Below are 24,581 nucleotides of genomic sequence, written 5' to 3' on the forward strand. Positions count from 1 at the left end.
AACGAAACCTTTGTTTAATAGTATGGATGAAGCCGAATCTTATTTAAAAGAAAAGTTCGGAGTTAATGAGTCTTATGATGTGGGAAGTTTACATACCCATTTATATGAATTTCCAGTTCTACTCGTCTATATTAATGGGTTAATTGATGGCATGGTAATTACTCAATTATTGACGAACACTCAAATGAAAATTGCAGATAAAACTATAAGTGAAAATGAGATTATGGAACATTATTTTCCTTATTATTCTATAACGCAATATGACTCCAAGGAAAAATGGATAGTTGCACTGTTAAGTGGACAAGTAACGTTTATATTATCGAATGGGACAGTGTATACAATTGATGTACGCTCTTATCCCGGAAGAACACCTGAAGAACCGGACAATGAAAAGGTTATCAGGGGCTCTAGGGATGGTTTTACAGAAAATATAGTTCAAAATACGGCGCTCATTAGAAGGAGGATTCGAGATACTAATTTGCGCTTTGAGTTACACCAAGTTACAGAATTAGGTCAAACAGATATTGCAATATCTTATATAAAAGATATTGCAAATGAAGATAATCTTACGCAAATTCGTGATCGAATCAAGCAAATCAAGCATGATGGAATTACGATGACAGATAAAGCCTTGGAAGAATGGCTTTTTAAACAAGGGTTCCATCCTTTGCCTTTTGTGCGATTTACAGAAAGGCCAGATATAGCTGCCGCACATTTACTAGAAGGACATATAATAATAGTAGTAGATACATCTCCATCCGTTGTGATAGTACCTACGACCCTGTTTCACCATCTCCAACATGCGGAAGAGTACAGGCAAGCACCAGCGATTGGGACTGTTGTCAGATGGATTCGATTTTTAGGTTTTCTGCTTAGCTTGTTTCTATTACCATTTTGGTACTTGCTATCGGTTCATCCGGAGTTTGTACCAAAGGCGCTTGATTTTATTGGACCTAAAGAAATGACTGATATACCATTATTATTACAGATATTATTTGCAGATATTGGGATAGAATTTCTAAGGCTGGCTGCTATTCATACTCCAACTCCATTATCAACGGCAATGGGTATTATAGCTGCATTAGTCATTGGCCAAATGGCTGTGGATGTAGGCATTTTTGTTCCAGAAGTTATATTATATACAGCTATAACAGCGATCTTCACTTTTTCTATTCCCTCATATGAGCTTAGTATTACAACGAAAATCTTTAGGACAATTATCCTGCTGAGTACAGCGTTATTTGGACCAAATGGATTTTTTGTCGCTTCTCTAGCACTGCTTTGGTATATAAGTTCTGTAAAACCTTTAAATGTACCTTATTTATGGCCACTTCAGCCCTTTTTTCCAAAAGCATTTTTGCGCTTAATCATACGATATCCTATGCCTAATGATGCTAAAAGACCATTTATCACAAGATCACCTGATCGTAAACGGTCATAATGTGCATTGCCATTTCCTTATCTATTGTGATAAAGTTCTAATAGATATAGGGAAAAGAGGCGAACTAAATGGTGCTAGTTTCACAGCATGCTGTAAACGAAAAAGGTCACTTAATGATAGGTGGAATAGATAGCTTAGAGCTTGCAAAAACATATGGAACACCATTGTTTGTGTACGATTTATCTCTTATTAGAGAACGAGCACATGCATTTATACAGACCTTCCGAGATCAACATATATCGGCACAAGTTGCCTATGCGAGCAAAGCATTTTCTAGTGTTGCAATGTACCAAGTGATGAAGCAAGAAAACTTATCTTTAGATGTAGTATCTGCAGGAGAATTATTTACTGCGATTAAAGCGGGATTTCCAGTGGAACGAATTCATTTTCATGGAAATAATAAAAGCAAAGAAGAATTATTATTAGCGCTTGAGCATAATATTGGTTGTATAGTTGTCGATAATTTTTACGAAATAGAATTATTAAAGATGCTTACTGCAACGCACAAGCAAAAAGTTAAAATTTTACTTAGAGTAACGCCTGGTGTTGAAGCTCATACACATGATTATATTACGACAGGCCAGCAAGATTCTAAGTTTGGCTTTGACTTGTTGAATGGACAAGCAGACCAAGCATTTCTGGATGTGTATCAAGATGAATATATCCAGTTACTTGGTCTACATTGTCATATTGGTTCACAAATATTTGAAACAATAGGCTTTAAAGTGGCAGCAGAGAAGCTCATTACTAAAATGATCGAATGGCATACAGACTATGGCTTCTTATGTAGCGTTTTAAACCTAGGTGGTGGCTTCGGTATAAAATATACGGAAGAGGATGCTCCACTTGAACCTGCCGTATATGTGAATGAAATGATCCAAATCGTAAAAGAACTCGTGCACAATTCTTCCTTTAAAATGCCAGAAATCTGGATAGAACCGGGCAGGTCATTGGTTGGGGATGCAGGGACGACATTATATACAATTGGATCTGAGAAAGAAGTACCAGATGTTCGGAATTATTTAGCGGTTAATGGGGGTATGTCTGATAATATTAGACCTGCTTTATATGGAGCACAATATGATGCAGTTATTGCAAATAAAATGGATCTCCCGGCGACTAAAAACTATACAATTGCAGGAAAATGTTGTGAGTCTGGTGATAAATTAATCGAAAATATTCAGTTGCCTGTATCTGAGCCTGGTGATATACTGGCAATGTTCTGTACAGGTGCCTATGGTTACTCCATGGCAAGTAATTATAATCGGTTAACGAGACCTGCAGTAGTATTTGTAGAAAATGGGAAACATCAATTAGCTGTAAGAAGAGAGACTTTGGAAGATCTTATACATCTTGACCTTCCTCTTGCAATGGAGAAGGAGTGAACAAGATGAAAAAGGCAAACGTTATACTGTTTCTAATGATATTTATCGTAGGAATTGTATGGGGATTAATATATTGGTTATTTATAGCTCCTAATGCTAATTTGTAAAATCGATAAAATTAAGGTACTATAAAACAGATATTTTAACAAACTGGACTTTGTTAAATTTAATGTGAAATAATGCGTTTATAGAATCTATGAATCTGAACGTATAATTTTGCCGATAAATTATTAACCAAGCCATGAAATTAAAAGAGGGTTTTAATGATGCTACTTCGCTATAAAAAAACATTTGAGAAAATTTCAATGGGACTACTTTCCTTTATGCCCCACGAAAAAGATGTAAAAAAACTATTAGAAACAATTCATGAGTATGAGACGAATCCATCATGGCATTTGTTTCTTTGGAAAAAAGAGGACGATTTAGTAGGGTTAATAGGGGTGCGGATGGAAGATACTGAAGCAGTTATACAACACATTTCTGTCAGTCCTTCCCATCGTGGAGAAGGACTTGGAAAAGAAATGTTGCTAAAACTGCCAACTGTCCTACAAACAACTTCTATAAAGCCATCGGAGGATGTTGAATCATTTTATACTAAATGCCAAACAAAAAAAGAAGGAGAATGACTTGGAACCTTATAAGTCATCTCTCTTTTTTTTCTCTCTATCCCGTTCCTCCAGTATTTCAGAACGATCTCGAAGCATATGTTTATGAATAAGAAAATGTAAATCATCGTTCATTTCTAAATCGAGGTTATTAACTAACGTTTGTAAAGAAGAATTGGTTACCTCAATGTAGAATGTTTGGAAGTCTTGACTACTAGTCATTAATTCAAGTGCGAGATTCATATTTTCTGTTAACTTTTGGTAGTTGATGTTCTCAAAGAAAGGAGAGTTCTTTGTTTCATCCATTCTTTTTAAACTTGTTTTCATCGTTTTAATCGCTCCACTAAAATTCCCGCGACGCCAGTGATACATAGAAGTTGCTAACAAGATTAAAGCAGTCAATGCGTGTTTTTTATGTCTTGGGGAAACTTCCTTCCAATAGTCTTCCAATAACTCATGACACTCAAAATAATCGAAGGTTTCATTGAAATGTTTTAGAAATGACACAAAACTAGTATGAAATGTAGGGTGCAATGCAATCACCTTTCCTCTATAATAATGTTAAAAATCGATATTAGGTGGAGTTTTATGTCTTATGAAGTAAAAACAGATGCGTTTGAAGGCCCTCTAGATTTATTATTACATTTAATAAATCGTTTGGAAATAGATATATACGATATTAAAATGGCAGAAATCACAGAACAGTATATGGATCATGTTCACGCCATGCGAGTACTAGAACTCAATGAAGCCAGTGAATACTTAGTAATGGCAGCAACCTTACTATCTATTAAAAGTAAAATGTTATTACCGATTCACCAAGACGATGATATGGACGATGCTTTCGATGTGGATTTAGCAGATCCTAGGGATGAACTCGTACAAAGATTAATAGAATATAAGAAGTATAAAGAAGCGGCAGAAAACTTGCATGAGATGGAGGAAACCCGTTCACTCTATTATTCTAGACCACCAACCGATTTAAGTGAATACCAAACTAGTAAACAAATAGAATTACTCGAACTAGACGCTAATGTGTACGATATGCTTGGTGCTTTTCAAAAAATGTTACGTAGGAAACAACTAAACGCACCTCTTAATACGAGAGTAAGTAAGCAAGATATATCCATTAAAGCTCAGATGAAAAATGTCATTGACGTATTAAGAAAAGGTGGAGGGAAACTATCATTTTATGATTTGTTTCCAACTAGAGATAAACAAACGATTGTCACTACTTTTTTGTCCCTACTGGAATTGATGAAACGCCAGATTATTTCAGTGGAGCAAAAAAGTAATTTTGATGATTTGTTTGTACAGTTGCGAAAGGGAGATATCGAAAGTGAATTCCAAGATGAAATTGATGAGTAATTTAGAAAGCCTATTATTTGTAAGTGGTGAGGATGGGCTAACTAAAAAACAATTAGCATTTTTAACAAGTTCCAAAGAAGGGGAAATTGAAGAAATACTCCATGAAATGATGCAAGAATACAAAGTGAATAGCAGTAGAGGTATTGAGATAAAGCAATTAGCAGGAACTTATCAGTTAGTAACAAAACAACAAAATATAGAAATTATTCAAAAACTAGTAGAAAATCCTACACCGCAGTCATTGTCACAGGCATCTCTTGAGGTGCTAGCTATTATTGCTTATAAGCAACCTATTACAAGAGTGGAAATGGAGGAAATTCGGGGAGTTAAGTCTGAGCGACCAATTCATACTCTTTCTGCTAAAGGTCTTATACAAGAGGTAGGTAGGGCAGATGGGACGGGTCGAGCTATTTTATATGGAACGACCAATGAATTTCTACAGTACTTTGGATTAGAAGATATTAAAGCACTTCCACCGCTTCCAGAAGACTTATCTGTTGATGAAATGGAAGACACAGATTTGTTTATGACAAAATTTCAAGAGACATTTGAAGGGTAGAAATAATTGAATGAGGAGTATGGTTCATTTATAAAAAATTAGGATTATTTTTGTTGCTGTTTCTTTTGTGGAATGTGAATGAGGCAAAGGCTTCATCTTCTTATGTTGTTATTGATGCAAGTACGGGAAGATTATTAGAAGGGAGCAATGCTAACGCAGAGCTACCTATTGCGAGTCTAACTAAAGTATGGACTGCTTTAACGGTGTTGGATAATGTTCCGCTAGATGATGAGATAACCATCTCCAACGCTGCGGCAACTCAAGAGGGATCCTCCCTATATCTACAAGCAGGAGAGGTTTGGACGGTGGAATCCTTATTGTATGGATTGCTGTTACATTCAGGAAATGATGCAGCTTATGCGCTTGCTGAGCATACAGGTGGCTCAATAGATGGTTTTACTAAGTTGATGAATGAAAAGATACAGTTGGCTGGGTTAGAAAATTCTCATTTTACTAATCCTTCAGGACTTCATCATGAAGAACACTATGCTTCTGCATTAGATATGGCTAATATGTTTCGCTTGGCAATGCAAAATGAAGCATTTACAAAAATTGCTTCTGCTAAAACTTATAAACCAAAGGAAAAATCTGTCTCATGGAGAAATAAGCACAAATTATTACACTACAATAAATTTGCTATTGCCGGAAAAACAGGTTATACAAAAGTAGCTGGGAGAACACTTGTGACTTATTTTGAAGACGATGGAAAAAAAGTGATCGTTGTAACATTAAACCATTCGAATGATTGGAATACGCACTCTTCTCTTGCGACAAATGTTTTTCAGTCATATGACAATGTGAAAGTTGTAGAAAAAGGAAAGTATCGCTTGTTGGATAAACAGGTTATAGAAGTTAAGAAAGATTATTTCCTTTTACTAAAAAAAGAAGAACAAGAGGAAGCCAAAAATGTGTTAATCATTCCACGTAAATCTTCAGAGAAAAAACCTTATCTTTGGAATGTTACGATAAATAATGAGGTCGCATTAAAATTTGAAGTAAAGAAAATTAAATAAATTATAAAGAAGACAGTTATTATAAAAGACTGTCTTCTTTTAATTTCCCCCAAAGTATGACATAATTCAGTCATATGAATTGGATAGAATGGACGAGGTGAATGTGTTGGAAAGATTACAAAAAGTGCTCGCACATGCAGGTGTGGCATCAAGAAGAAAAGCAGAAGAAATGATTACGCAAGGAAAAGTGAAAGTGAATGGTAAAGTAGTCACGGAACAAGGGTTAAAAGTATCTGACAATGATGTAGTGGAAGTAGAAGGGGTAAAATTAGAAAAAGAGCAAAAAGTATACTATCTACTTTATAAACCTCGTGGAGTGATTTCTGCAGTATCAGATGATAAAGGCAGAAAAACAGTGACGGACTTATTACCTAATGTAAAAGAACGTTTGTATCCTGTTGGAAGACTGGACTATGAAACGTCAGGAGTGCTACTTTTAACGAATGATGGCGATTTTTCATATGCGCTTACACATCCAAAATATAAAGTAGATAAAACATATGTAGCTCGTATAAAAGGGATACCTTTGAAGGAACAATTACGTCCATTAGAGCGTGGAATCGTTTTAGAAGACGGGAAAACAGCTCCTGCTAGAGTTAAGTTATTATCCTCTGAGCGTAAAGCGGATAAATCAATTGTAGAGATCACTATACATGAAGGGAAAAACCGTCAAGTACGTAGAATGTTCGATGCAATAGGTTTTCCTGTTCAAAAGCTAAAAAGAGAACAATTTGGTTTCTTAGGGCTTCATGGCTTAAATGCTGGCGAGTGGAGAGAATTGACTAATCATGAAGTGAAGAAAATGAGAGTGTTAGCAGAGACGGGAAAAATAGGTAAATAAATTTTGAGTGTTCACAAAGCCTTCATAAGTAAGGCTCTTTTAAATTGTAAATTTTGTTATAATTATTCATGATTATGCTTGGAAATGGAGGTTAGCAAATTGGCTCAATCTAAAAAGCAAAGATTTTATATGAGAACGGCTATATTAGCAGTACTCGTCGTAGCTATAGTTTTTACCGTATACTCCAACCTAAATAAAGAAAAAAATGCTGTATTGCAAGTAGGAGATAAAGCTCCGGACTTTGTTTTAGTAGATATGGATGGTACGGAAAGACGTTTGTCTGATTATAAAGGACAAGGCGTGTTTTTGAATTTCTGGGGTACATGGTGTAAGCCTTGTGCAAAAGAGATGCCAGCAATGGACAACCAATACGCAGAATTTACTGATAAAGGTGTTCAAACACTAGCCATCAATATTGGTGAATCAGATCTTAAGGTAAATAGCTTTTTAAATCGATATGGTTTAACTTTCCCTATAGCAATTGATCGCAATAAAAGTGTAATGGAATCATATAATATTGATCCACTACCAACAACATTTTTGGTCAATCCCGAAGGTAAAATTGAAAAAATTATAAAAGGCGAAATGACTGAAGAAGATATTGCGAATTTTATGGATCAAATTAAACCTTCATGAAGGAGTCTTTAAAAATGGACAAGATAGTTTGTACATGTGGAAACGTGAATCCAGCTGGTACAGAATTATGTGAGAGCTGTGGTCGTCCATTAAATGATGAGACAAAAGAAAAAAAAATTGTAGATATGCGCTATGAAGGATCTGCAAGACGGTCTCAAACGTATAATAAGACGATAATTGATAAAGTATGGAATTTCTTTTCCAGTGTAAAAGTAGGTATGTGGATAATTGTTGCTATTTTAGTTGCAGCCGCGATTGGAACGATACTTCCACAAGTATTTTATGTGCCTGCAACAAATGAAACGGATATAGCAGCATATTATGAGCGAATTTATGGTACATTTGGAACGCTATATTATCAGCTTGGCTTATCGGACTTATATAGCTCTTGGTGGTTCCAGGGATTGGTAGGTATGCTAGGGATTTCCTTAGTTATCGCAAGTTTAGACAGAGTCATACCACTATATAAATCTCTAAAAAAACAAAAGACAAAAAGGCATATCAGTTTCTTAAAACGACAACGTGTTTATGGTATTGGTAAAGCTGATGTTTCAGAAGAGTCTCTACTTAAAGCAGAAGAAAAGCTTAAAGAGCTTAAGTACAATGTGAAACGTGAAGGTAATGCTATATTGGCTGAACGTGGACGGTTTTCACGTTGGGGGCCATACGTAAACCATTTAGGACTTATCATATTCCTTTTTGGTGTAATGCTACGTGCACTTCCTGGTTTCTATGTGGATGAAACGATGTGGTTACGTGAAGGAGAAACACTTTATGTACCTGAAACCCATGGATACTTTTTAGAGAGTAAAGAATTTATTTATGAGACATACTCGAAAGAAGAATCCAAAGAAGTTTATGGTGAAGCGATTGATCGAGTGGGTACAATTGCAAAGAACTATCAAACAGATGTAGCTTTGTATAAGGGTCCTGAAGGCGCTGTTGCAGGTCATACAGAGGATTTAACATTTGAAAAAGAAGCTTCTATTCAAGTAAATAAACCAATTAAATTCGATAACTTTTCGGTGTTCCAAATGGACTTCCGATTGGATGAGTTAGCAACGATGACTTTCCAGTTACAGGATAAACAAACACAACAATCTTTTGGAGAATTTACAATCGATCTAGCTGATCCACAACCCATTTATGAACTAAATGATGGTTATAAAGTTGAAGTAATGGACTATTATGCAGATTTTACTGGATTTGAAGAAGGGGTTCCGCAATCTCAATCACCGCTTCCTAATAACCCAGCATTTCTAATCAAAATGTATAGCCCTGAATTTCCTAAAGGGGAAACAAGTTTTGTCATGATTAAAGAGACAGTAGAACCTTTAGGCGAAAACCAACATAAAATTGCATTCCAAAGTGTCGAGACAAGAGACGTATCTGGTTTAACAGTTCGTAAGGATTTAACACTTCCACTTCTTGCACTTGGAGGCCTTATCTTCATGATTGGTGTAGCACAAGGGGCGTACTGGAATCACCGTCGAATTTGGATTCAGTTATTAGAAGATGGACAAACGGTTATTGCCGCGCATACAAACAAAAACTGGTTGAGTGTTAAGAGAGATTTGGACAAGGTTACAGATGTAGCTCATCTTCCAAAATATCTAGATCAGCAAGATATAGATTCTTTAGAAGAAAAAGTGGATAAAGTGGAAGGAGTTTAACATAATGGATATGGCATCCTTAAGTAGTACATTATTATTTATAGCTTTTGTAGCATATCTTATTGCTACGTTTTTATTTGGAGGAGCAGTAAAATCTTCAAATACTCAAACTACCAAGTCCTTTGATAGATGGGGAAAATTAGCGATTACCGTTACCATTTTAGGATTTATCGCTAATATTGGTTATTTTATCACTAGATGGATTGCTGCAGGACATGCTCCTGTAAGTAATCTATTTGAATTTACTACTGCATTTGGGATGATGGTTGTAGGAGCATTTATTCTTATATACTTTATATATAAAACACCTGCTCTAGGATTGTTTGCTTTACCTATTGCCGTGTTAATCATTGCTTATGCAAGCATGTTCCCAACAGAAATTACACCTTTAATACCAGCTTTGAAAAGTTACTGGCTGACTATTCATGTAATTACTGCCGCAATGGGTGAGGCAATTTTAGCAATAAGTGCAGTAGCAGGATTTATATACTTGTTGAAAAATATTGACCTGACAAAAAAATCCAAAGAACGCTTTTGGATTGAGGCAGTTATGTATGTTTTAGTACTTGTTGTAGGATTTGTTGTTTCCACGCTGTCATTTTCACTTGCGGATTACAGTGCAGAGTACTCGTATATAAGTAAAGATGAAACAGAGCATAATATTGAGTATACAATGCCAGCGCTTTTTGGTATGAATGAGTCAGTAGCGATTACAGAAGGTGCATTAGATCCACTTATTGAAATGCCACCACTAGTAAATGCTAAAAAATTAACTACTGTGGTATGGTCGATTCTAATCGGTTCTGTAATCTATTTATTACTTCGTTTAATATTACGTAAGCGTCTTGCAACTGTATTACAACCACTTACGAAAAAGTCTAATTCTCAATTGATGGATGAAATTGGGTATCGTTCCGTATTAATTGGATTCCCTGTGTTTACACTTGGGGCCTTAATATTTGCTATGATATGGGCACATGAAGCGTGGTCGCGTTTCTGGGGCTGGGATCCAAAAGAAGTATGGGCACTTATCACTTTCTTATTTTATGCAGTGTTCTTACATCTTCGCTTATCAAAAGGTTGGGAAGGTAAGAAGTCTGCCTGGATCGCTTTAATCGGATTCATCATAATTATGTTTAACTTGATTGCAGTAAATCTAATTTTAGCAGGATTACATTCCTACGCTTAAAAAAGTGTAAGCTTTTATAAATGCTAACTAGACTGAAACGAAACAGAATGTGTGTACTTGTGGAAAGCTCTTTACTCTTTATATAACAAGGGGGGAAGGGCTTTTCTTTCATTTTGGATACAGTAATTGTACAATGTAAAGTAGATGTTGATAGAAAGGTTTGATAAAACTATGTCTGAAACAATTAAACTTCTAGTAGTTGAGGATGAAGAACGTATTCGTCGTCTTTTGAAAATGTATTTAGAGCGAGAAGGTTACGAAGTAGAAGAAGCTGAAAATGGGGAAGTCGCATTAAAGTTAGCCTTAGAATATGATTATAATTGTATCCTTTTAGATATAATGATGCCTGAAAAAGATGGTATAGAAGTGATGACAGAACTACGTGTTCATAAAGAAACTCCTATTATATTATTGACAGCTAAAGGGGAAGAAGCTAATCGCGTAGAAGGTTTTGAACTAGGAGCAGACGATTATATAGTGAAACCGTTTAGCCCTAGAGAAGTAGTGTTACGAGTAAAAGCTTTGTTAAAACGTTCTACTGCATTTGCACCTTCACAGGGATCGTCTATTTCTAAAGAAATAGTAGTTTTTCCACACCTTACAATAGATCATGATGCTCATAGAGTAACTGCAGATGGTGTAGAGGTAGGTTTAACTCCTAAGGAATATGAATTACTTTACTTCTTAGCAAAAGCACCAGACAAAGTATTTGATCGCGAGCAATTATTAAAAGAAGTTTGGCATTATGATTTCTTCGGTGATTTAAGAACAGTTGACACTCACGTAAAACGGTTGCGTGAAAAGTTAAACAGAGTTTCCGAAAAGTCTGCTAAAATGATTGTAACTGTATGGGGTGTTGGGTATAAATTTGAGGTTATAAATGAATAGACTTTGGAATAGTGTTGTCGGGAAGCTATGGGGAACCATATTGCTTCTCGTCTTATTTGTGTTATTTATTGTAACCGTTTTATTACTTGAATTTTTAGGAGATTTCCATACAGAACAAGCAGAGGACACCCTTCGCAAAGAAGCAGTGACCATAGGGAAAATAGTTGAGCAACATGAAAATGTAGAAGATTCGTTTGAAATAATCCGAGATATATTAGGTACAGAAACGAATACTCTAATTGTACGTAATTCTGAGTCCATTTTTTTGTCTATCCATGAGGGCCTCAACAAAGAGGTAGTACAGGAAAAGATATTGGATGATAAGGACTTATCTAAAATATATACATCTAATGAACCAATCGTCAAAAAAATGCTAATGCCCGCTATAAATAGTGAGGATCGGATGGAAGATTATATTATTTTAGCCGCACCTTTAGAATCCAATAAAAATATCCATGGTGCTGTTTTTATCTATCAAAGTTTAGAGGTTGTCAGTAAAACGACAAATAGTACTACGAAAATTGTTTTCTTATCTGGATTTATCGCCTTACTTTTAACTACGATGTTCACATTCTTTTTAACTTCACGAATTACATTACCACTAAGATCTATGAGAGAAGCAGCAATCCAGTTGGCACAAGGTAATTTTGAAACAAAAGTTCCGTATCTTCAAAAAGATGAAATAGGTGAACTAGGAATCGCCTTTAACCAGATGGGTAAACAATTGAAGCATCATGTAGAAGTGATTAACCAAGAAAAGGAACAATTAGCAAGTATATTAACGTCTATGACGGATGCTGTTATTACTTTTGATACAAAATTTGAAGTTCAAGTTAAAAACCCTCAGGCAGATCTTCTATTGGATAAGTGGTATAAAAGTTTGGAAGCAACAGAAGATTCTAAACTTCCTGCTGAGCTCCAGCACTTATTGGAATATGTGTTTGAAGTAAAAGAAGAGTTTGACGAAGAATTAGAGATTAAAGGATCCTATTTTGCAGCATCTATAAGCCTTTTATATTCTAGTGGAAATGTCGTTCGAGGAGCAGTAATCGTGCTTCGTGATATGACGGAACAACATCGTTTAGATAAAATGAGATCAGATTTTATCGCGAACGTTTCACATGAGTTAAGAACTCCTATTTCGATGCTTCATGGGTATTCAGAAGCAATAATCGATAATGTAGTGACCACGGAAGAAGACAAAAATGAAATGATGCGTATTATATATGATGAATCTAAGCGAATGGGAAGATTAGTAACCGAATTGTTAGATTTAGCACGCTTAGAGTCAGGATATCTTAGTATATATAAAGAGAACGTTCTAGTCATTCCGACAATTGAAAGAATTACGCAAAAATTTGACCAGGCTGCTAAAGAAAAAGATATTGGCTTGTACTTTGAACATAACCTGACAGAAAACTTATCCATGCATCTAGATGAGGATCGTATGGAGCAAGTACTAACCAATTTAATCGATAATGCACTTAGACATACTCCAGAAAATGGTTCTGTTACCGTGCAATTGAGTAGGACAGACGCACAGTTCGTTATAAAGGTTATCGACACAGGGTATGGGATTCCGAAAGAAGATCTTCCATATGTATTTGAACGTTTTTATAAAGCAGATAAAGCCAGAACAAGGGGAAAAAGTGGCACAGGCTTAGGATTGGCTATTGCTAAAAACATAGTAGAACGACATGATGGTGTGTTATCAGCGGAAAGCGAAATAGGGATAGGAACATCCTTTATCATTAAATTGCCAATAGAAGCTGTGTAACAAATACTTACTTGAAACGACTAATTGATAGAACGGGGGGAGCATATGAATGACTCCGTTTTCCACCGCTTGTATGATACCTATCATCAAGATGTTTTTCAGTTTCTCATATATTTGGTGAAAAATAGACAAACTGCGGAAGACTTGGTCCAAGAAGTATATGTACGAGTACTCAGAGCTTATAGTAGCTTCGAGGGGAAAAGTTCAGAAAAAACATGGTTATTCTCAATAGCCAAAAACATAGCAATTGACCATTTTAGAAAACAAGCTGTCCGGAAAAAGAGATTATTTGACTCATTTGACTGGGAAACGATGCAACTTGCATCTTCAGATATGCTACCGGAAGATTTAGTGCAGCTCAATGATGAGATGAGAACATTATTAGTTGCGTTGGATGATTGTACGGGAGATCAGAAAATGGTTATTATAATGCGGTATTTCCAGGAGCTTTCGATTGCAGAAACATCGGAAATCTTAAATTGGTCCGAAGGGAAAGTGAAGACAACGCAACATCGTGCAATAAAAGCACTTCGTGAGCGATTATCTGATAAGCAAAAGGAGGCAGATGTTCATCATGAGTGAGAAAAAAGCAGAAGACCGTGAATTAGATGAACTATTAAAAAAGATGCCCAAGTTTACAGATAAGCGCTCAAAAGAAGAAGTTTACCAGCAGCTTAAGTCAAAAATAGAAACGCAAGAGAAATTTGAGCAACGTAAACGAATACAGGTGTCTATGAACAAATGGCTACCATTTATCATTTCTGTAGCATCTGTATTATTATTAACCGTACTCGTCTCTTCCTATATAAATAACAATGAGAGTTCCACAGCTGATACTGTCGAAGAATCGACCACAGCAGACGATCAAATGAGAACTCTAGAAGTACCAGAGGAATCCTCTATGGATGCTAAAGAAGAAGAATCTGTTGGTATGACAACTATGTCTGAAAAGTTAGCTTCTAATGTAGAAATAGCTCCATTTGATCGGACTTTTACTTCTGTTTATGAGCAGGATTTAGGTGATGGAACGGTATTTCATTTTACTCTATTAGAAAATGCGCTCACTGTACCAATCACGATTGTCATTCCTCAAGAGAAAATAGAAGCGGATTTTCCAAATATGGAACCTAGTAGCTTAGAATTATATAATCAGTATGCTCTGGAGATTGACGAAACTTCTCTTGGTTTCCAAGAATATCATCCTTACAAAGGCTACTTTAGAGCAGAAGGTAAAATATTAAAACATTACTTACCAGCAGATCATGGTTACGATTCTGCACCTGGAACAGCTGTACCATACATCTCTTCAATCAATGAGGTCTTTACCGATTTTGATTCGTTCTTAAGAGTAAATGAAGATGGATCCCCAATCGAATGGGATCAAGTAGGGACTATAGATGAACCTTTGGTGTTAACTGGCACAGAGCAGAAGGTAAATTATTTTGCATATAAGGCTTTTAATCAGGTGACCTATTTAACACCAAACTTCAATAAAACTTTCAATACACTATTAGAAGCATTGCAGGGGATGAAAAATCCTGAAAATGAAATTTATACTTCTGTTATTCCGAATGATGTAACTTATTCAGTTAAGGAAGATAAGGGACTTGTTGTACATTTTGATGAGCCTTTAGATTTGGAATCACTAAATGAAAGTGATGCATCTCGTTTGATAGAAGCTTTCTCGCTTACAGCTGCAAGCTTCAATCAAACTATCCGATTAGAGAATATCGTACAAGAAAAATGGAATGAAATAGATTTTTCTAGTCCACTTCCAGTTCCAGTGGGGCCAAATGGTTTTACTATGCAAACAATTCAATAATAAAAAATGCCAATGCTTATTAACTTAAGCTTGGCATTTTTGTTTTAAGATATATGTGATGGCCTATACCTATAATTAACGATCCTGCTAGTAGAAAACTTGAGGATAGCCCAGCCCATAAGCGATCCGAGACAGCCCTTAAATTTTTATTATCGCCCATAACATAAATTTGCCTAGTATTCTCAGTTGCAAACAGGTCTGTTGCATATATTGTTTTAATTTGATAAAATGTTATTAATTCAAGATATATTCTTGGAGGACAACAAAATATTGATTCATCTTCGGGGCAGGGTGCAATTCCCGACCGGCGGTATTAGAAATTTATTTCTTCAGCCCGCGAACCTTAACAGGTTGATTTGGTTAAATTCCAAAGCCGACAGTATAGTCTGGATGGGAGAAGGTGAAGGTGCAGTCGTTTTTCGTATGCTTATACGGATACGCTTATTAAAGTGTACCTTGTTTCTCCCTTGAACTTCTATAAGTTCGAGGGATTTTTTAAGTATGCAAACGTTCTGAACCTTTCTTCTTGTGGAGTGAATCGCAAAAGGAGAGAGGATTTATGTTAAAAGGCAAAACGCGAATGCTTATTGCAGTCGCAATGCTGAGTAGTATTTCTTTTGTTTTAATGCTACTTGCATTTCCATTACCGGTTTTACCGGCTTATTTAAAGGTGGACTTTAGTGATATACCAGCATTAATCGCTGCAATCACAATGGGACCAGTTGCAGGAATTTTAGTCGCATTTTTAAAAAATGTACTAGATTGGTTATTTGCAGGAAGTCCAACTGGTGTACCTGTTGGTCATATGGCTAACTTTGTAACTAGTATCTTGTTTATCGCACCTGTGTATTTGATTTATCGCAAAGTTACTTCGTCCAAAGGCATTATGGCAGGACTCGGAGCAGGTACAGTCTCTATGGCTATTGGGATGAGTGTACTAAATTATTATGTATTTTTACCAATGTACGCTTATTTCTTAAATTTCCCTATGGAAACAGGCACTGCTTTGTTTAATACGATCATTTTTGGTATATTACCATTTAATCTTATTAAAGGTATATTAGTAACGATCGTGATGATTGTTTTATTCAAACGAATGAAGCCATTGCTTGATAAAGTAACTAGTTCATATATGAAACCTAATACAAATTAACAAAAAGTTGTTTCTCCACTAGGAGGAACAACTTTTTTTAAAAAGAAAATATACTTGGTTCATGGAGCTGAAAAGAAAGAATGATAATACTGATTTTCGCTTCAGGCGGACGCTTTCCGCGGGCTTGGCTTCAGCCTCCTCGTTCGCTGCGCTTCCGCGGGGTCTTCAGCTCAAGCTATGATGTGCACCCAAAATGTTGGACTTAAAACTAACTTGGGGGTGCACGTTATGAACATAAAAAAAGCAGAAGTAATTGATGCCTTTTTTGAGAAAGGAATGCCATTAAGAAAAATCGCTCGCGACCTGGGTGTCGATAAGATGGTTATTAGTAGTTGGATAGAAATCTATCGATTTCATGGAATGGAAGGATTAATGGCTCCTGCTTGTAAAGGTTATGAGGAATCTTTTAAAATACACGTAATACAACATATGATAGAGACAGCTGAACCTTATTCAAAAGTAGCTGGTCGTTTTAACATTCCCAGTCGTGCAACCATCTGGAAGTGGATGCATCAATACATGTCAGAAGAGGAATGGACGCTCTATTATTTGAAAAGGGAGCGTCGTGATATGAAGAAAAAGCAGCCGAAACAAGGTATGACAGACATCGGAAAATTACAAGAAGAACTTGAATACTTAAGAGCAGAGAATGCTTATTTAAAAAAGTTAGATGCCTTAGTTCAAGAAAAAAAGAAGTCCCAACCAAAGAGAAAGTAAGAGTGATTGATGAATTAAGGCATGAATTTCCTCTACAAATTTTATTACATGTTTCTGAAGTAAAAAAAGCAACTTACTATTATCATAAGAAGAACTTAGAGAAGGCAGATAAATACGCAACGATAAAAGAAGCGATTGAACGTATATTCTACCAACACAAAGAGTTGTACGGGTATCGTCGAATTGTTTTAGCCTTACGCAAAGAAGGATTTTTTATTAATCATAAAACGGTACGCCGTTTAATGAATGACCTTGGTTTACATGGTGTTCAAAAGGCAAAGAAATATCGTTCGTACCGTGGCGAGGTTGGTCAGATTGCGAATAATAAAATCAATCGTCATTTCGAGACAGAAAAACCAAATCAAGTATGGCTAACAGATGTAACAGAATTTAAAGTAGCCGGCAATAAACTTTATTTATCCGCCTTTTTAGATGTGTTTAACCGGGAGATTGTCGGTTATTCTATTACACAAAACCCGAACTTTGGCCTAATACAAGATTCTTTTGGAAATGCGATCAAACGGGCAAATTTATCTCTTCAAGATCAAGTATTGATCCATTCGGATCAAGGCTGGCTGTATCAAATCCCGCGTTTTCAACAGTTGATAAAACCTTATAACATGTCACAAAGTATGTCACGCAAAGGAAACTGTTTAGATAATGCCTTAATGGAAGGTTTTTTTGGTATTTTAAAAAATGAATGTATCTATCGAAATTCATTTCGCTCTTTAGAAGAAGCGACGCAAGAAATAGAAACCTATATTGAATATTACAATACGCTACGCATCAAACAAAAACTCAATGGGATGAGCCCCATTGAGTATCGCTTAAACTATGAAAAAGCGGCATAATAAGAGTACAACTTTTGGGGTTCATATCACTACCCGCTGGAGTCGCCGCCTTGCGCTACAATCAAATAAACGAGTAGTACCCAACAAGAACATTTAACATAGCTTATCGCTTAAGTCACAAGAGTGGTAAAATCTTAGAAATGGAAAAGTTATTTGTATTCACTTTTGAATTAAATGTTATTTTTCTCCATTGATAGATGAAGAAGGTAGATTTCACGTACATTAGTGGAAATAAAGAGTAATAGTAAGTGTTGCCAAAAAACAAAGAAGCAAACGAGTGAACGAAATTGCATCTTCGGGCTCGCACGATGCGGGTCAGGCAGTCGTTGCGACAGGATGTCGCGTACTTAGACTGTCATCCATCACCTCTAAGAATAAGAAAGTATCTTATCTCTAGTTATCTAAAAACGCCCTTACCTGTTTCTAAATGTTGTAGAAGGGTGAGACAGTCAAACGATAGTAATAAGTCTGTCCAAAGCCATGCGAAAACAATTGAAACGGATATTGACCGACCTAGCGTCTATTTGTCTGATATTATTAGAATGAAAAATGGTGATTATGACAAAGTCACAACCACCATTCCATATACTATTCGTATTTCAGTGCGTCGCCTTCGAATGATTCATCTGCGACTTTAATAGAATCAGTAGGACAGCCTTCAAAAGCGTCTTCCATATCTTCCATTAGTTCTTCTGGAACTTCTGTTGTACCCATGTTATTATCTAAAATAACGAAGGCAATACCTTCATCATCATAGTCATAAATATCTGGGGCAGCGGCTCCACATGCTCCGCACGCTATACATGTATCTTTATCTACAATTGTATATTTTGCCATTATTATATTCTCTCCTTTATAACTACTAACACGAATATGCTATCGTATTCATTCTAAAGATGTTTTCCCTATATTTCAACCAAAATACTTCAGAAAAGAGAGGTATTCCTATGCATTTTCATCAAATATTACTATTTATTATACATAAGTTATCCGGACAACGTTCTGAGAATGCTCCTTATTATTTATTAAAAGGTAAAAAATCAGGACAAACTATTCAAGATGTGACATATTTTCAACTTCATGCTTTTTTCTCTATTCTTCCACAATTATCGAAGGAAGACTATGATATTGGAATTAATGAGTTGCATAACCGTGAACTAATTCAGGTAGAGGAATCACTCGTCTATATTACAGAAAAAGGAATAGCTACAGTAGGGGAAGGTAAAGAGTTTCTATTCAATGGCTGGGAATACAGAGGCAGGGAACAATTATTTTGGAAAAGATTAGACTTAGTGATCCAAACTTTGTCCCAGTTCCAAGCAAAAGAGAAAAAATTTGTGCCAAACCAAAAGGATATGGCTATTCAGAATTTCGTCAAAGACTTCCTCATCCAACATAACTTTCGTGAATTTAACTTGAGTAATGATATAAAGCAAGAGATATTCCGATTGCTTGAAAGTCCTTTGTTAAATGATTTACACAGGACATTATTTGTTTATCGACTTAGTGGATATAACAAAACTGGTTTGACTTGGGAACAATTGTCTCGTTACTATGATTTAACTGATATGAACGCAAAGATAAATTTCTTAGAGTGCTTACATAATATATTGGACAATATTGATATAAATACTAGTCCTTTGTTGTTTTCTTTAGCAAAAGGTATTCATCTAGACACTCCTCTCACAGATTCTGCTTTTAAAACGAATAGCCTTTTTGAAAAAGGGTATACAATGGAGGAAATAGCTAGAATAAGAAAGTTAAAGATTAACACAATAGAAGATCATGTAATTGAAATAGTTTCATCCGATAAAAATTTCTCTGTTTCGGCATTTATATCGAGTGAGCAAGTTGAAAAGATTCTTCATTTATCCAAAGAGTTGCATACGAAAAAGCTTACTGTGATAAAAAATAGAATACCCGAACTAACTTATTTTCAAGTACGTTTAGCACTAACAAAGGGAGAACAAATTCATGGATAAATTAAATGAAATTCTTCAGAACAGATTTGGCCATGCTACTTTTCGTGCTGGTCAACAAGAAATAATTGAACAAATAATAGAAAAAAAAGATGTTATCGCAATACTTCCTACAGGAATGGGGAAATCACTTCTCTACCAACTACCTGCTTATCTGATGGAAGGTACTGTGGTTATTGTGTCACCTCTTTTGTCCCTTATGCAAGATCAAGTGGAACAATTGAAAATACTTGGAGAAAAAAGAGTCATTGCTATTAATTCCTTTTTATCTTTGCAGGAGAAGGAGATGGCTATTCGTCGATTAGCTGACTATAAATTCATATTTACTTCTCCCGAGATGTTGCAAAATGAACAATTTAACCTAGCACTTCGAAAACTTTCTATTGCTTATGTAGTGGCGGATGAAGCACATTGTATCTCACAATGGGGATTTGATTTTAGACCAGATTATTTAAGGATTTCCACTTGGCTCCAATCAATTGGTTCGGTGAACGTTCTAGCCTTAACAGCTACTGCGACAGCCGAAGTGGTGGATGATATTAAAAAAACTCTACAAATGAATGCACCATTTGAATATATTCATTCACTTGATCGACCGGCTATAGCCTATGAAATGATAGAGGTAGATAACCAACAACAAAAAATGAAGTGGATACTAGGCAGAGTCACCTCCACAGAGGGACCAGGAATAATTTATACACAGTCTCGTAAAAAGACAGAGACATATGCAGCAGCACTGCGAGAACAAGGAATTTCAGTTGGATTTTATCATGCTAAAATGGAACAAAGTGATAGAATATTAATCCAACAACAATTTCAGCAAGGGCAACTAGAGTGGATCTGTGCGACAAATGCATTTGGAATGGGTATACACAAAGATAATATAAGACAAATTATTCATGATCATATTCCAACTTCGATTGCGGGGTACATGCAAGAGGTTGGAAGGGCTGCGAGAGATGGAAAACAAGCAATCGCTTCTCTTTTGTATACTCCAACGGATGTGGAGCAAACTTTTTACGTTACGATGCAAGACTTCCCTGAGGAACAAGACATTCAAATTGCTTACCAATCTTCTTATTCTGGAGTCGAACAAGCAGAAACAACGACCCGAATTCTTACTTACTGGAAAGAACGTTTAAACGAACATGAAACAATTGAATTATTTAAGGATATAAAACAAAAAAAGTGGCAGGATATACAAAAATTTTATACCATGATACGAAATGATATATGTATAAGACAACAACTACTTCATTATTTTGACCAAAGATTGATAGAGAAACCGTACTATTGTTGTTCCAAATGTAAGATGGAAGCTGCGAATATTTTACAAAAACGAACAGAGGAAAAGAATAGTCAAGAAGAATTAAATTGGAAAAAAAGGTTAAATATCCTCCTTCCTACATAATACATTTGATAAGTTTACTTTTTCTACAATATTCGTCATAATAGAAGTAGAAATGATGGCAGAAATGGAGTTTGAGTAAAATGAACCAAGATGATTACCAAAAAAAAATCGACGAACATCGACAATCCATAGGACAAGATGACGATTCTAATAACATGAGAAGAAGTAGAAGTTTAAATAAGAAACCCAAGAAGAAATCTAAGAACCTATTAATTCCTACCGTATTTTGTGTTTTCATATTAATACCAGTTAGTATATTTATTTATGTTCAATTTTTCTATCAAGCCGATCCAAACAAGGCGGAAGTAGTGAAAAATGATGCGATACATGTTGAAACACAATCAATTAATAACGGAACAAAAGAAGACGAAACAAAAGAAGAAGTGACTCCAACAGAACCTGTTACTCCTGAAAAAACGGAGCAGCAAGCTGAAAAGCCTGCAGAAGTAGACAAAGAGGAGCCAAAAAAGGTAGTTGTGGAAGAGCCTAAGAAAGAACCAGCGGCGGTGGAGAAAACGGAACCTACCGAAGTTGCTAGTTCTAGAACGCATATCGTAAAGGAAAATGAAACACTATATCGGATAGCGGTCAATTATTATAAGGATGGAAGTGCTGTCGAAAAGATAAAGTCTGCTAACGGCCTGTCTTCAAATGAAATTTCAGTTGGTCAAAAGTTAGTCCTACCTTAAACATAGAGAAAGAAGGATATTTCTTTTAAATGTTGAATATATAAAGTATATCCTAAGTTGGAAGAGGTGCTAAAATGTTTGTAAAAAGTGTTATGATCCCAAAAGAAAAATGTGTAACAGTTCAAGTAGGTACAATAGTCTCGTCGGCTCTTCGTCTACTTGAAGAAAAAGAAATGGATGCTTTACCTATTTTAGATAATGGGAAATATGTTGGTATGTTCAACAAATATCTTTTATATAAAGCTCATTTTTATAGTAAATTGGATAAAGAAGCTTTCATGGAGCAAACGAAAGTTACGGATATTATGACAAACGAAGATGTTTTTGTTGGTTACGAGGATGTTTTCGAAAACGCAATGATTAAGCTTCATGATTTCCCAGTCCTTGCTGTTGTTGAGGAAGGGAAGTTCCTTGGGTTAGTTACACGCTATGATGCAGTAGAACAGTTTAAAAGTGCATTTGGTATGAATAGTAAAGGAACGCGTATTACATTTACCTCGGTGGAATCAGAAGGACGTATTCAAAAAATGACAGATGTCCTTCATAAATACCATGCCTCTGTTATTTCAATCGTAACTTTTGATGAGACCGATAAATTATTCAGACGCATTGTATTAAAGATTGAAAATGATTCAAAAATGGATCGAATTTTAGCTGATTTAGAAAAGTCAGGTTTCCGTGTACTACACATTGATAAAGAAGAGTAGAATGATCAATTGCACAAGTGCAGGGCAGGGGAATTTCCCTGTCCTTTTCCATGTTGTTTGGGGGTATAGAATTGGTTGTTTGGATTATTAGTGTTTTGTTGTCTATCGTAGTTTTGCTTTTCTTATATATGCTATTTTTAGCTTTTCAAACTAACGTTCATACCCATTCTTTGTATATCAATGAGTGGACAAAAGATATTCAATTTCGTGTCTTTTTCATATCAGATATTCACAGAAGAAAAATAAGTGATAAGCTAATTCAAAGCCTCATCGGTAAAGTAGATATAGTTGTAATAGGTGGAGATTTGACGGAGAGAGGCGTTCCTTTAAAAAGAACAAATGAAAATATTAAGCAGCTTGCTAAGCTTGGAAATACTTGTTACGTATTTGGGAATAATGATAGAGAAGTTGGTGCGCAGAACTTAAGTGACATCTTAGAAGCACATGCTGTTTATATATTGGAAAATCGGTCTGTTAGGTTTGAAAAAGATAAATTTTCCTTACGCATTGTTGGGATTAACGATGGTTTCGAAGGGAATGTAAAAATGTATGAGGCTTTCAAGGATGTTAAAGAATCCGATGTCATCGTTTTTGTAACCCATGCTCCAGCTTATTTCAATAATGCTAAAAAAATAAGTAAGCCACATCTTCTTTTAGCTGGTCATCTTCATGGCGGCCAAATACGCTTTGGACCATTTGGAATTTATGAAAAAGGAAGCTATAGAGAAAAAGAAAATAGTGCTGAACTCATTAGCAATGGTTATGGCACAACGGCAGTTCCACTTCGACTTGGAGCGAAATCTGAATGCCATCTCATTACCATTAGTGGAAGACAATAAGTGAATAAAAGAAAGGAAGTTTTTTGGGTGTATCAACAAGTAGATGTATTAATAGTAGGTGGAGGTCCTTGTGGATTATCAGCTGCTATTTCTACACAAAATATTGGACTAAAAACCATCGTAATTGAAAAGGGAAATGTTGTAGAGGCTATTTATAATTATCCTACACATCAGACCTTTTTTAGCACAAGTGAGAAATTATCAATAGGTGATGTTCCATTCATAGTAGAAGAGAGAAAACCAAAACGAAATCAAGCTTTAGTTTACTACCGAGAAGTAGCAAAACTTAAAAACATTGATGTTCATAAATACGAACAAGTTCTAAAAGTAGAGAAACAAGAAAATAATTTTTTAGTATATACATCTAAAGAAACTTATTTGGCAACGTATGTAGTAATAGCAACTGGCTATTATGATCATCCAAATTATATGAACATACCAGGTGAGGAATTAGCAAAAGTTCGACATTATTTCAAAGAGGGGCATCCCTACTTTGGATTAGATATATTAGTAATAGGTGGGAAAAATTCCGCGATAGATGCAGCTTTAGAACTAAACAAAGCAGGAGCCAATGTTACAGTAGCATATAGAGGAAATGAGTATTCACCAAGTATAAAACCTTGGGTACTTCCGGAGTTTGATGGTCTTGTAAGAAATAAGGAAGTACAAATGCACTTTAATACAGAAGTAATAGAAATAGGCTCATCTGAGGTAACGCTAAAGAGTAGTCAAACAGGAGAGTTTCAAATACCGAATGACTTTGTATTTGCAATGACTGGGTATCATCCTGATCATGCATTTATAAGGGAAATGGGTGTGGATATTGACGAAGCTACAGGTAGACCATCCTTTGATGCAGAAACAATGGAAACAAATGTAGAAGGAATTTTCATAGCAGGTGTTATTGCTGCAGGGAATAACGCAAATGAAATTTTCATTGAAAATGGACGATTCCATGGGGATCAGATTGCAAACGAAATAAAAAGAAAAAATAATAAGCAAACTGACTAACCCAAAAATCATCTTATGATGAATATA

The 24,581-nt window shown here is 35.6% G+C and carries 25 protein-coding genes and 1 riboswitch; of the genes, 23 read left to right on the forward strand and 2 right to left on the reverse strand.

What is annotated here, in order from left to right:
- Positions 1 to 22: 22 nt before the first annotated feature.
- The 3 genes from MKX53_RS07215 to MKX53_RS07225 all read left to right on the forward strand — a co-directional run bounded on the left by MKX53_RS07215 (position 23) and on the right by MKX53_RS07225 (position 3,452).
- On the forward strand, positions 23 to 1,441 hold the full coding sequence (locus tag MKX53_RS07215; protein ID WP_340913278.1) for a spore germination protein: 1,419 nt from the start codon (positions 23 to 25) through the stop codon (positions 1,439 to 1,441).
- Between the two features lie 68 nt (positions 1,442 to 1,509).
- Positions 1,510 to 2,826 carry a diaminopimelate decarboxylase gene (gene lysA / locus MKX53_RS07220; RefSeq protein ID WP_340910245.1) on the forward strand — a complete coding sequence of 439 codons (1,317 nt, stop codon included), beginning with the start codon at positions 1,510 to 1,512 and terminating at the stop codon, positions 2,824 to 2,826.
- A 266-nt stretch (positions 2,827 to 3,092) separates the two neighbouring features.
- Positions 3,093 to 3,452, forward strand: a complete 360-nt coding sequence (locus MKX53_RS07225) for a GNAT family N-acetyltransferase (protein ID WP_340913279.1) — start codon at positions 3,093 to 3,095, stop codon at positions 3,450 to 3,452.
- Between the two features lie 9 nt (positions 3,453 to 3,461).
- Here MKX53_RS07225 and MKX53_RS07230 read toward each other — a convergent pair whose 3' ends face one another.
- Entirely contained in the window at positions 3,462 to 3,965 is a 504-nt protein-coding gene (locus MKX53_RS07230; RefSeq protein ID WP_340910248.1) for a DUF309 domain-containing protein, read from the reverse strand.
- 54 nt (positions 3,966 to 4,019) lie between these two features.
- On the opposite strand from MKX53_RS07230, the gene MKX53_RS07235 reads away from it, so the two are divergent.
- The 14 genes from MKX53_RS07235 to MKX53_RS07300 all read left to right on the forward strand — a co-directional run bounded on the left by MKX53_RS07235 (position 4,020) and on the right by MKX53_RS07300 (position 17,918).
- Entirely contained in the window at positions 4,020 to 4,799 is a 780-nt protein-coding gene (locus tag MKX53_RS07235) for a segregation/condensation protein A (protein ID WP_093534819.1), read from the forward strand.
- Complete coding sequence (scpB, locus tag MKX53_RS07240; protein ID WP_340913281.1) at positions 4,792 to 5,358, forward strand: SMC-Scp complex subunit ScpB; 567 nt, start codon at positions 4,792 to 4,794, stop codon at positions 5,356 to 5,358. The genes MKX53_RS07235 and scpB overlap by 8 nt, the downstream gene beginning before the upstream one ends.
- 53 nt (positions 5,359 to 5,411) lie before the next feature.
- Positions 5,412 to 6,371 carry a D-alanyl-D-alanine carboxypeptidase family protein gene (locus MKX53_RS07245; protein ID WP_340910251.1) on the forward strand — a complete coding sequence of 320 codons (960 nt, stop codon included), beginning with the start codon at positions 5,412 to 5,414 and terminating at the stop codon, positions 6,369 to 6,371.
- Between the two features lie 106 nt (positions 6,372 to 6,477).
- Positions 6,478 to 7,212: a pseudouridine synthase gene (locus tag MKX53_RS07250; protein ID WP_340910255.1), complete on the forward strand. Its 735-nt coding sequence runs from the start codon at positions 6,478 to 6,480 to the stop codon at positions 7,210 to 7,212.
- Positions 7,213 to 7,311: 99 nt separating this feature from the next.
- Positions 7,312 to 7,848 carry a thiol-disulfide oxidoreductase ResA gene (resA, locus tag MKX53_RS07255; protein WP_245762618.1) on the forward strand — a complete coding sequence of 179 codons (537 nt, stop codon included), beginning with the start codon at positions 7,312 to 7,314 and terminating at the stop codon, positions 7,846 to 7,848.
- Between the two features lie 14 nt (positions 7,849 to 7,862).
- Complete coding sequence (gene resB / locus MKX53_RS07260) at positions 7,863 to 9,521, forward strand: cytochrome c biogenesis protein ResB (RefSeq protein WP_093534811.1); 1,659 nt, start codon at positions 7,863 to 7,865, stop codon at positions 9,519 to 9,521.
- Between the two features lie 4 nt (positions 9,522 to 9,525).
- The gene (gene ccsB, locus MKX53_RS07265) at positions 9,526 to 10,710 is read left to right on the forward strand and encodes a c-type cytochrome biogenesis protein CcsB (protein WP_093534809.1); all 1,185 of its coding nucleotides are present in this window, start codon (positions 9,526 to 9,528) and stop codon (positions 10,708 to 10,710) included.
- A 171-nt stretch (positions 10,711 to 10,881) separates the two neighbouring features.
- Positions 10,882 to 11,598: a response regulator transcription factor gene (locus MKX53_RS07270; protein WP_093534807.1), complete on the forward strand. Its 717-nt coding sequence runs from the start codon at positions 10,882 to 10,884 to the stop codon at positions 11,596 to 11,598.
- Positions 11,591 to 13,375: an ATP-binding protein gene (locus MKX53_RS07275; RefSeq protein WP_340910257.1), complete on the forward strand. Its 1,785-nt coding sequence runs from the start codon at positions 11,591 to 11,593 to the stop codon at positions 13,373 to 13,375. The genes MKX53_RS07270 and MKX53_RS07275 overlap by 8 nt, the downstream gene beginning before the upstream one ends.
- Before the next feature lie 45 nt (positions 13,376 to 13,420).
- Positions 13,421 to 13,957: an RNA polymerase sigma factor SigX gene (sigX, locus tag MKX53_RS07280; protein ID WP_093534803.1), complete on the forward strand. Its 537-nt coding sequence runs from the start codon at positions 13,421 to 13,423 to the stop codon at positions 13,955 to 13,957.
- Entirely contained in the window at positions 13,950 to 15,197 is a 1,248-nt protein-coding gene (locus tag MKX53_RS07285) for a hypothetical protein (protein WP_340910260.1), read from the forward strand. Before sigX ends, MKX53_RS07285 begins: the two co-directional genes overlap by 8 nt.
- Positions 15,198 to 15,470: 273 nt before the next feature.
- A riboswitch (FMN riboswitch) is annotated at positions 15,471 to 15,603 on the forward strand.
- 153 nt (positions 15,604 to 15,756) lie between these two features.
- The gene (locus MKX53_RS07290) at positions 15,757 to 16,350 is read left to right on the forward strand and encodes an ECF transporter S component (protein ID WP_340762070.1); all 594 of its coding nucleotides are present in this window, start codon (positions 15,757 to 15,759) and stop codon (positions 16,348 to 16,350) included.
- 228 nt (positions 16,351 to 16,578) lie between these two features.
- Positions 16,579 to 17,067, forward strand: a complete 489-nt coding sequence (locus MKX53_RS07295) for a hypothetical protein (protein ID WP_340909900.1) — start codon at positions 16,579 to 16,581, stop codon at positions 17,065 to 17,067.
- Positions 16,983 to 17,918, forward strand: a complete 936-nt coding sequence (locus MKX53_RS07300; protein ID WP_340771389.1) for an IS3 family transposase — start codon at positions 16,983 to 16,985, stop codon at positions 17,916 to 17,918. Before MKX53_RS07295 ends, MKX53_RS07300 begins: the two co-directional genes overlap by 85 nt.
- A gap of 588 nt (positions 17,919 to 18,506) precedes the next feature.
- On the opposite strand, the gene MKX53_RS07305 is transcribed toward MKX53_RS07300, so the two are convergent.
- A complete protein-coding gene (locus tag MKX53_RS07305) occupies positions 18,507 to 18,755 on the reverse strand; it encodes a ferredoxin (RefSeq protein WP_093534797.1) in 249 nt (82 codons plus the stop codon).
- 110 nt (positions 18,756 to 18,865) lie between these two features.
- On the opposite strand from MKX53_RS07305, the gene MKX53_RS07310 reads away from it, so the two are divergent.
- The 6 genes from MKX53_RS07310 (at position 18,866) to MKX53_RS07335 (ending at position 24,554) form a co-directional block, all read left to right on the forward strand.
- Complete coding sequence (locus tag MKX53_RS07310; RefSeq protein WP_340910263.1) at positions 18,866 to 19,900, forward strand: helix-turn-helix domain-containing protein; 1,035 nt, start codon at positions 18,866 to 18,868, stop codon at positions 19,898 to 19,900.
- Positions 19,893 to 21,308, forward strand: coding sequence for a RecQ family ATP-dependent DNA helicase (locus MKX53_RS07315; protein WP_340910266.1), 1,416 nt, complete (start codon positions 19,893 to 19,895; stop codon positions 21,306 to 21,308). The genes MKX53_RS07310 and MKX53_RS07315 overlap by 8 nt, the downstream gene beginning before the upstream one ends.
- 80 nt (positions 21,309 to 21,388) lie before the next feature.
- Positions 21,389 to 21,997: a LysM peptidoglycan-binding domain-containing protein gene (locus tag MKX53_RS07320; RefSeq protein WP_340910268.1), complete on the forward strand. Its 609-nt coding sequence runs from the start codon at positions 21,389 to 21,391 to the stop codon at positions 21,995 to 21,997.
- A gap of 74 nt (positions 21,998 to 22,071) precedes the next feature.
- A complete protein-coding gene (locus tag MKX53_RS07325) occupies positions 22,072 to 22,704 on the forward strand; it encodes a CBS domain-containing protein (RefSeq protein ID WP_093534789.1) in 633 nt (210 codons plus the stop codon).
- Positions 22,705 to 22,775: 71 nt separating this feature from the next.
- Positions 22,776 to 23,543, forward strand: coding sequence for a metallophosphoesterase (locus MKX53_RS07330; protein WP_340910270.1), 768 nt, complete (start codon positions 22,776 to 22,778; stop codon positions 23,541 to 23,543).
- Complete coding sequence (locus MKX53_RS07335; RefSeq protein ID WP_340910273.1) at positions 23,544 to 24,554, forward strand: YpdA family putative bacillithiol disulfide reductase; 1,011 nt, start codon at positions 23,544 to 23,546, stop codon at positions 24,552 to 24,554.
- Positions 24,555 to 24,581: the final 27 nt, after the last annotated feature.

It is taken from the genome of Psychrobacillus sp. FSL K6-4615 (assembly GCF_038008225.1).
In the GTDB taxonomy this organism is placed as follows: Bacteria; Bacillota; Bacilli; order Bacillales_A; family Planococcaceae; genus Psychrobacillus; species Psychrobacillus psychrotolerans.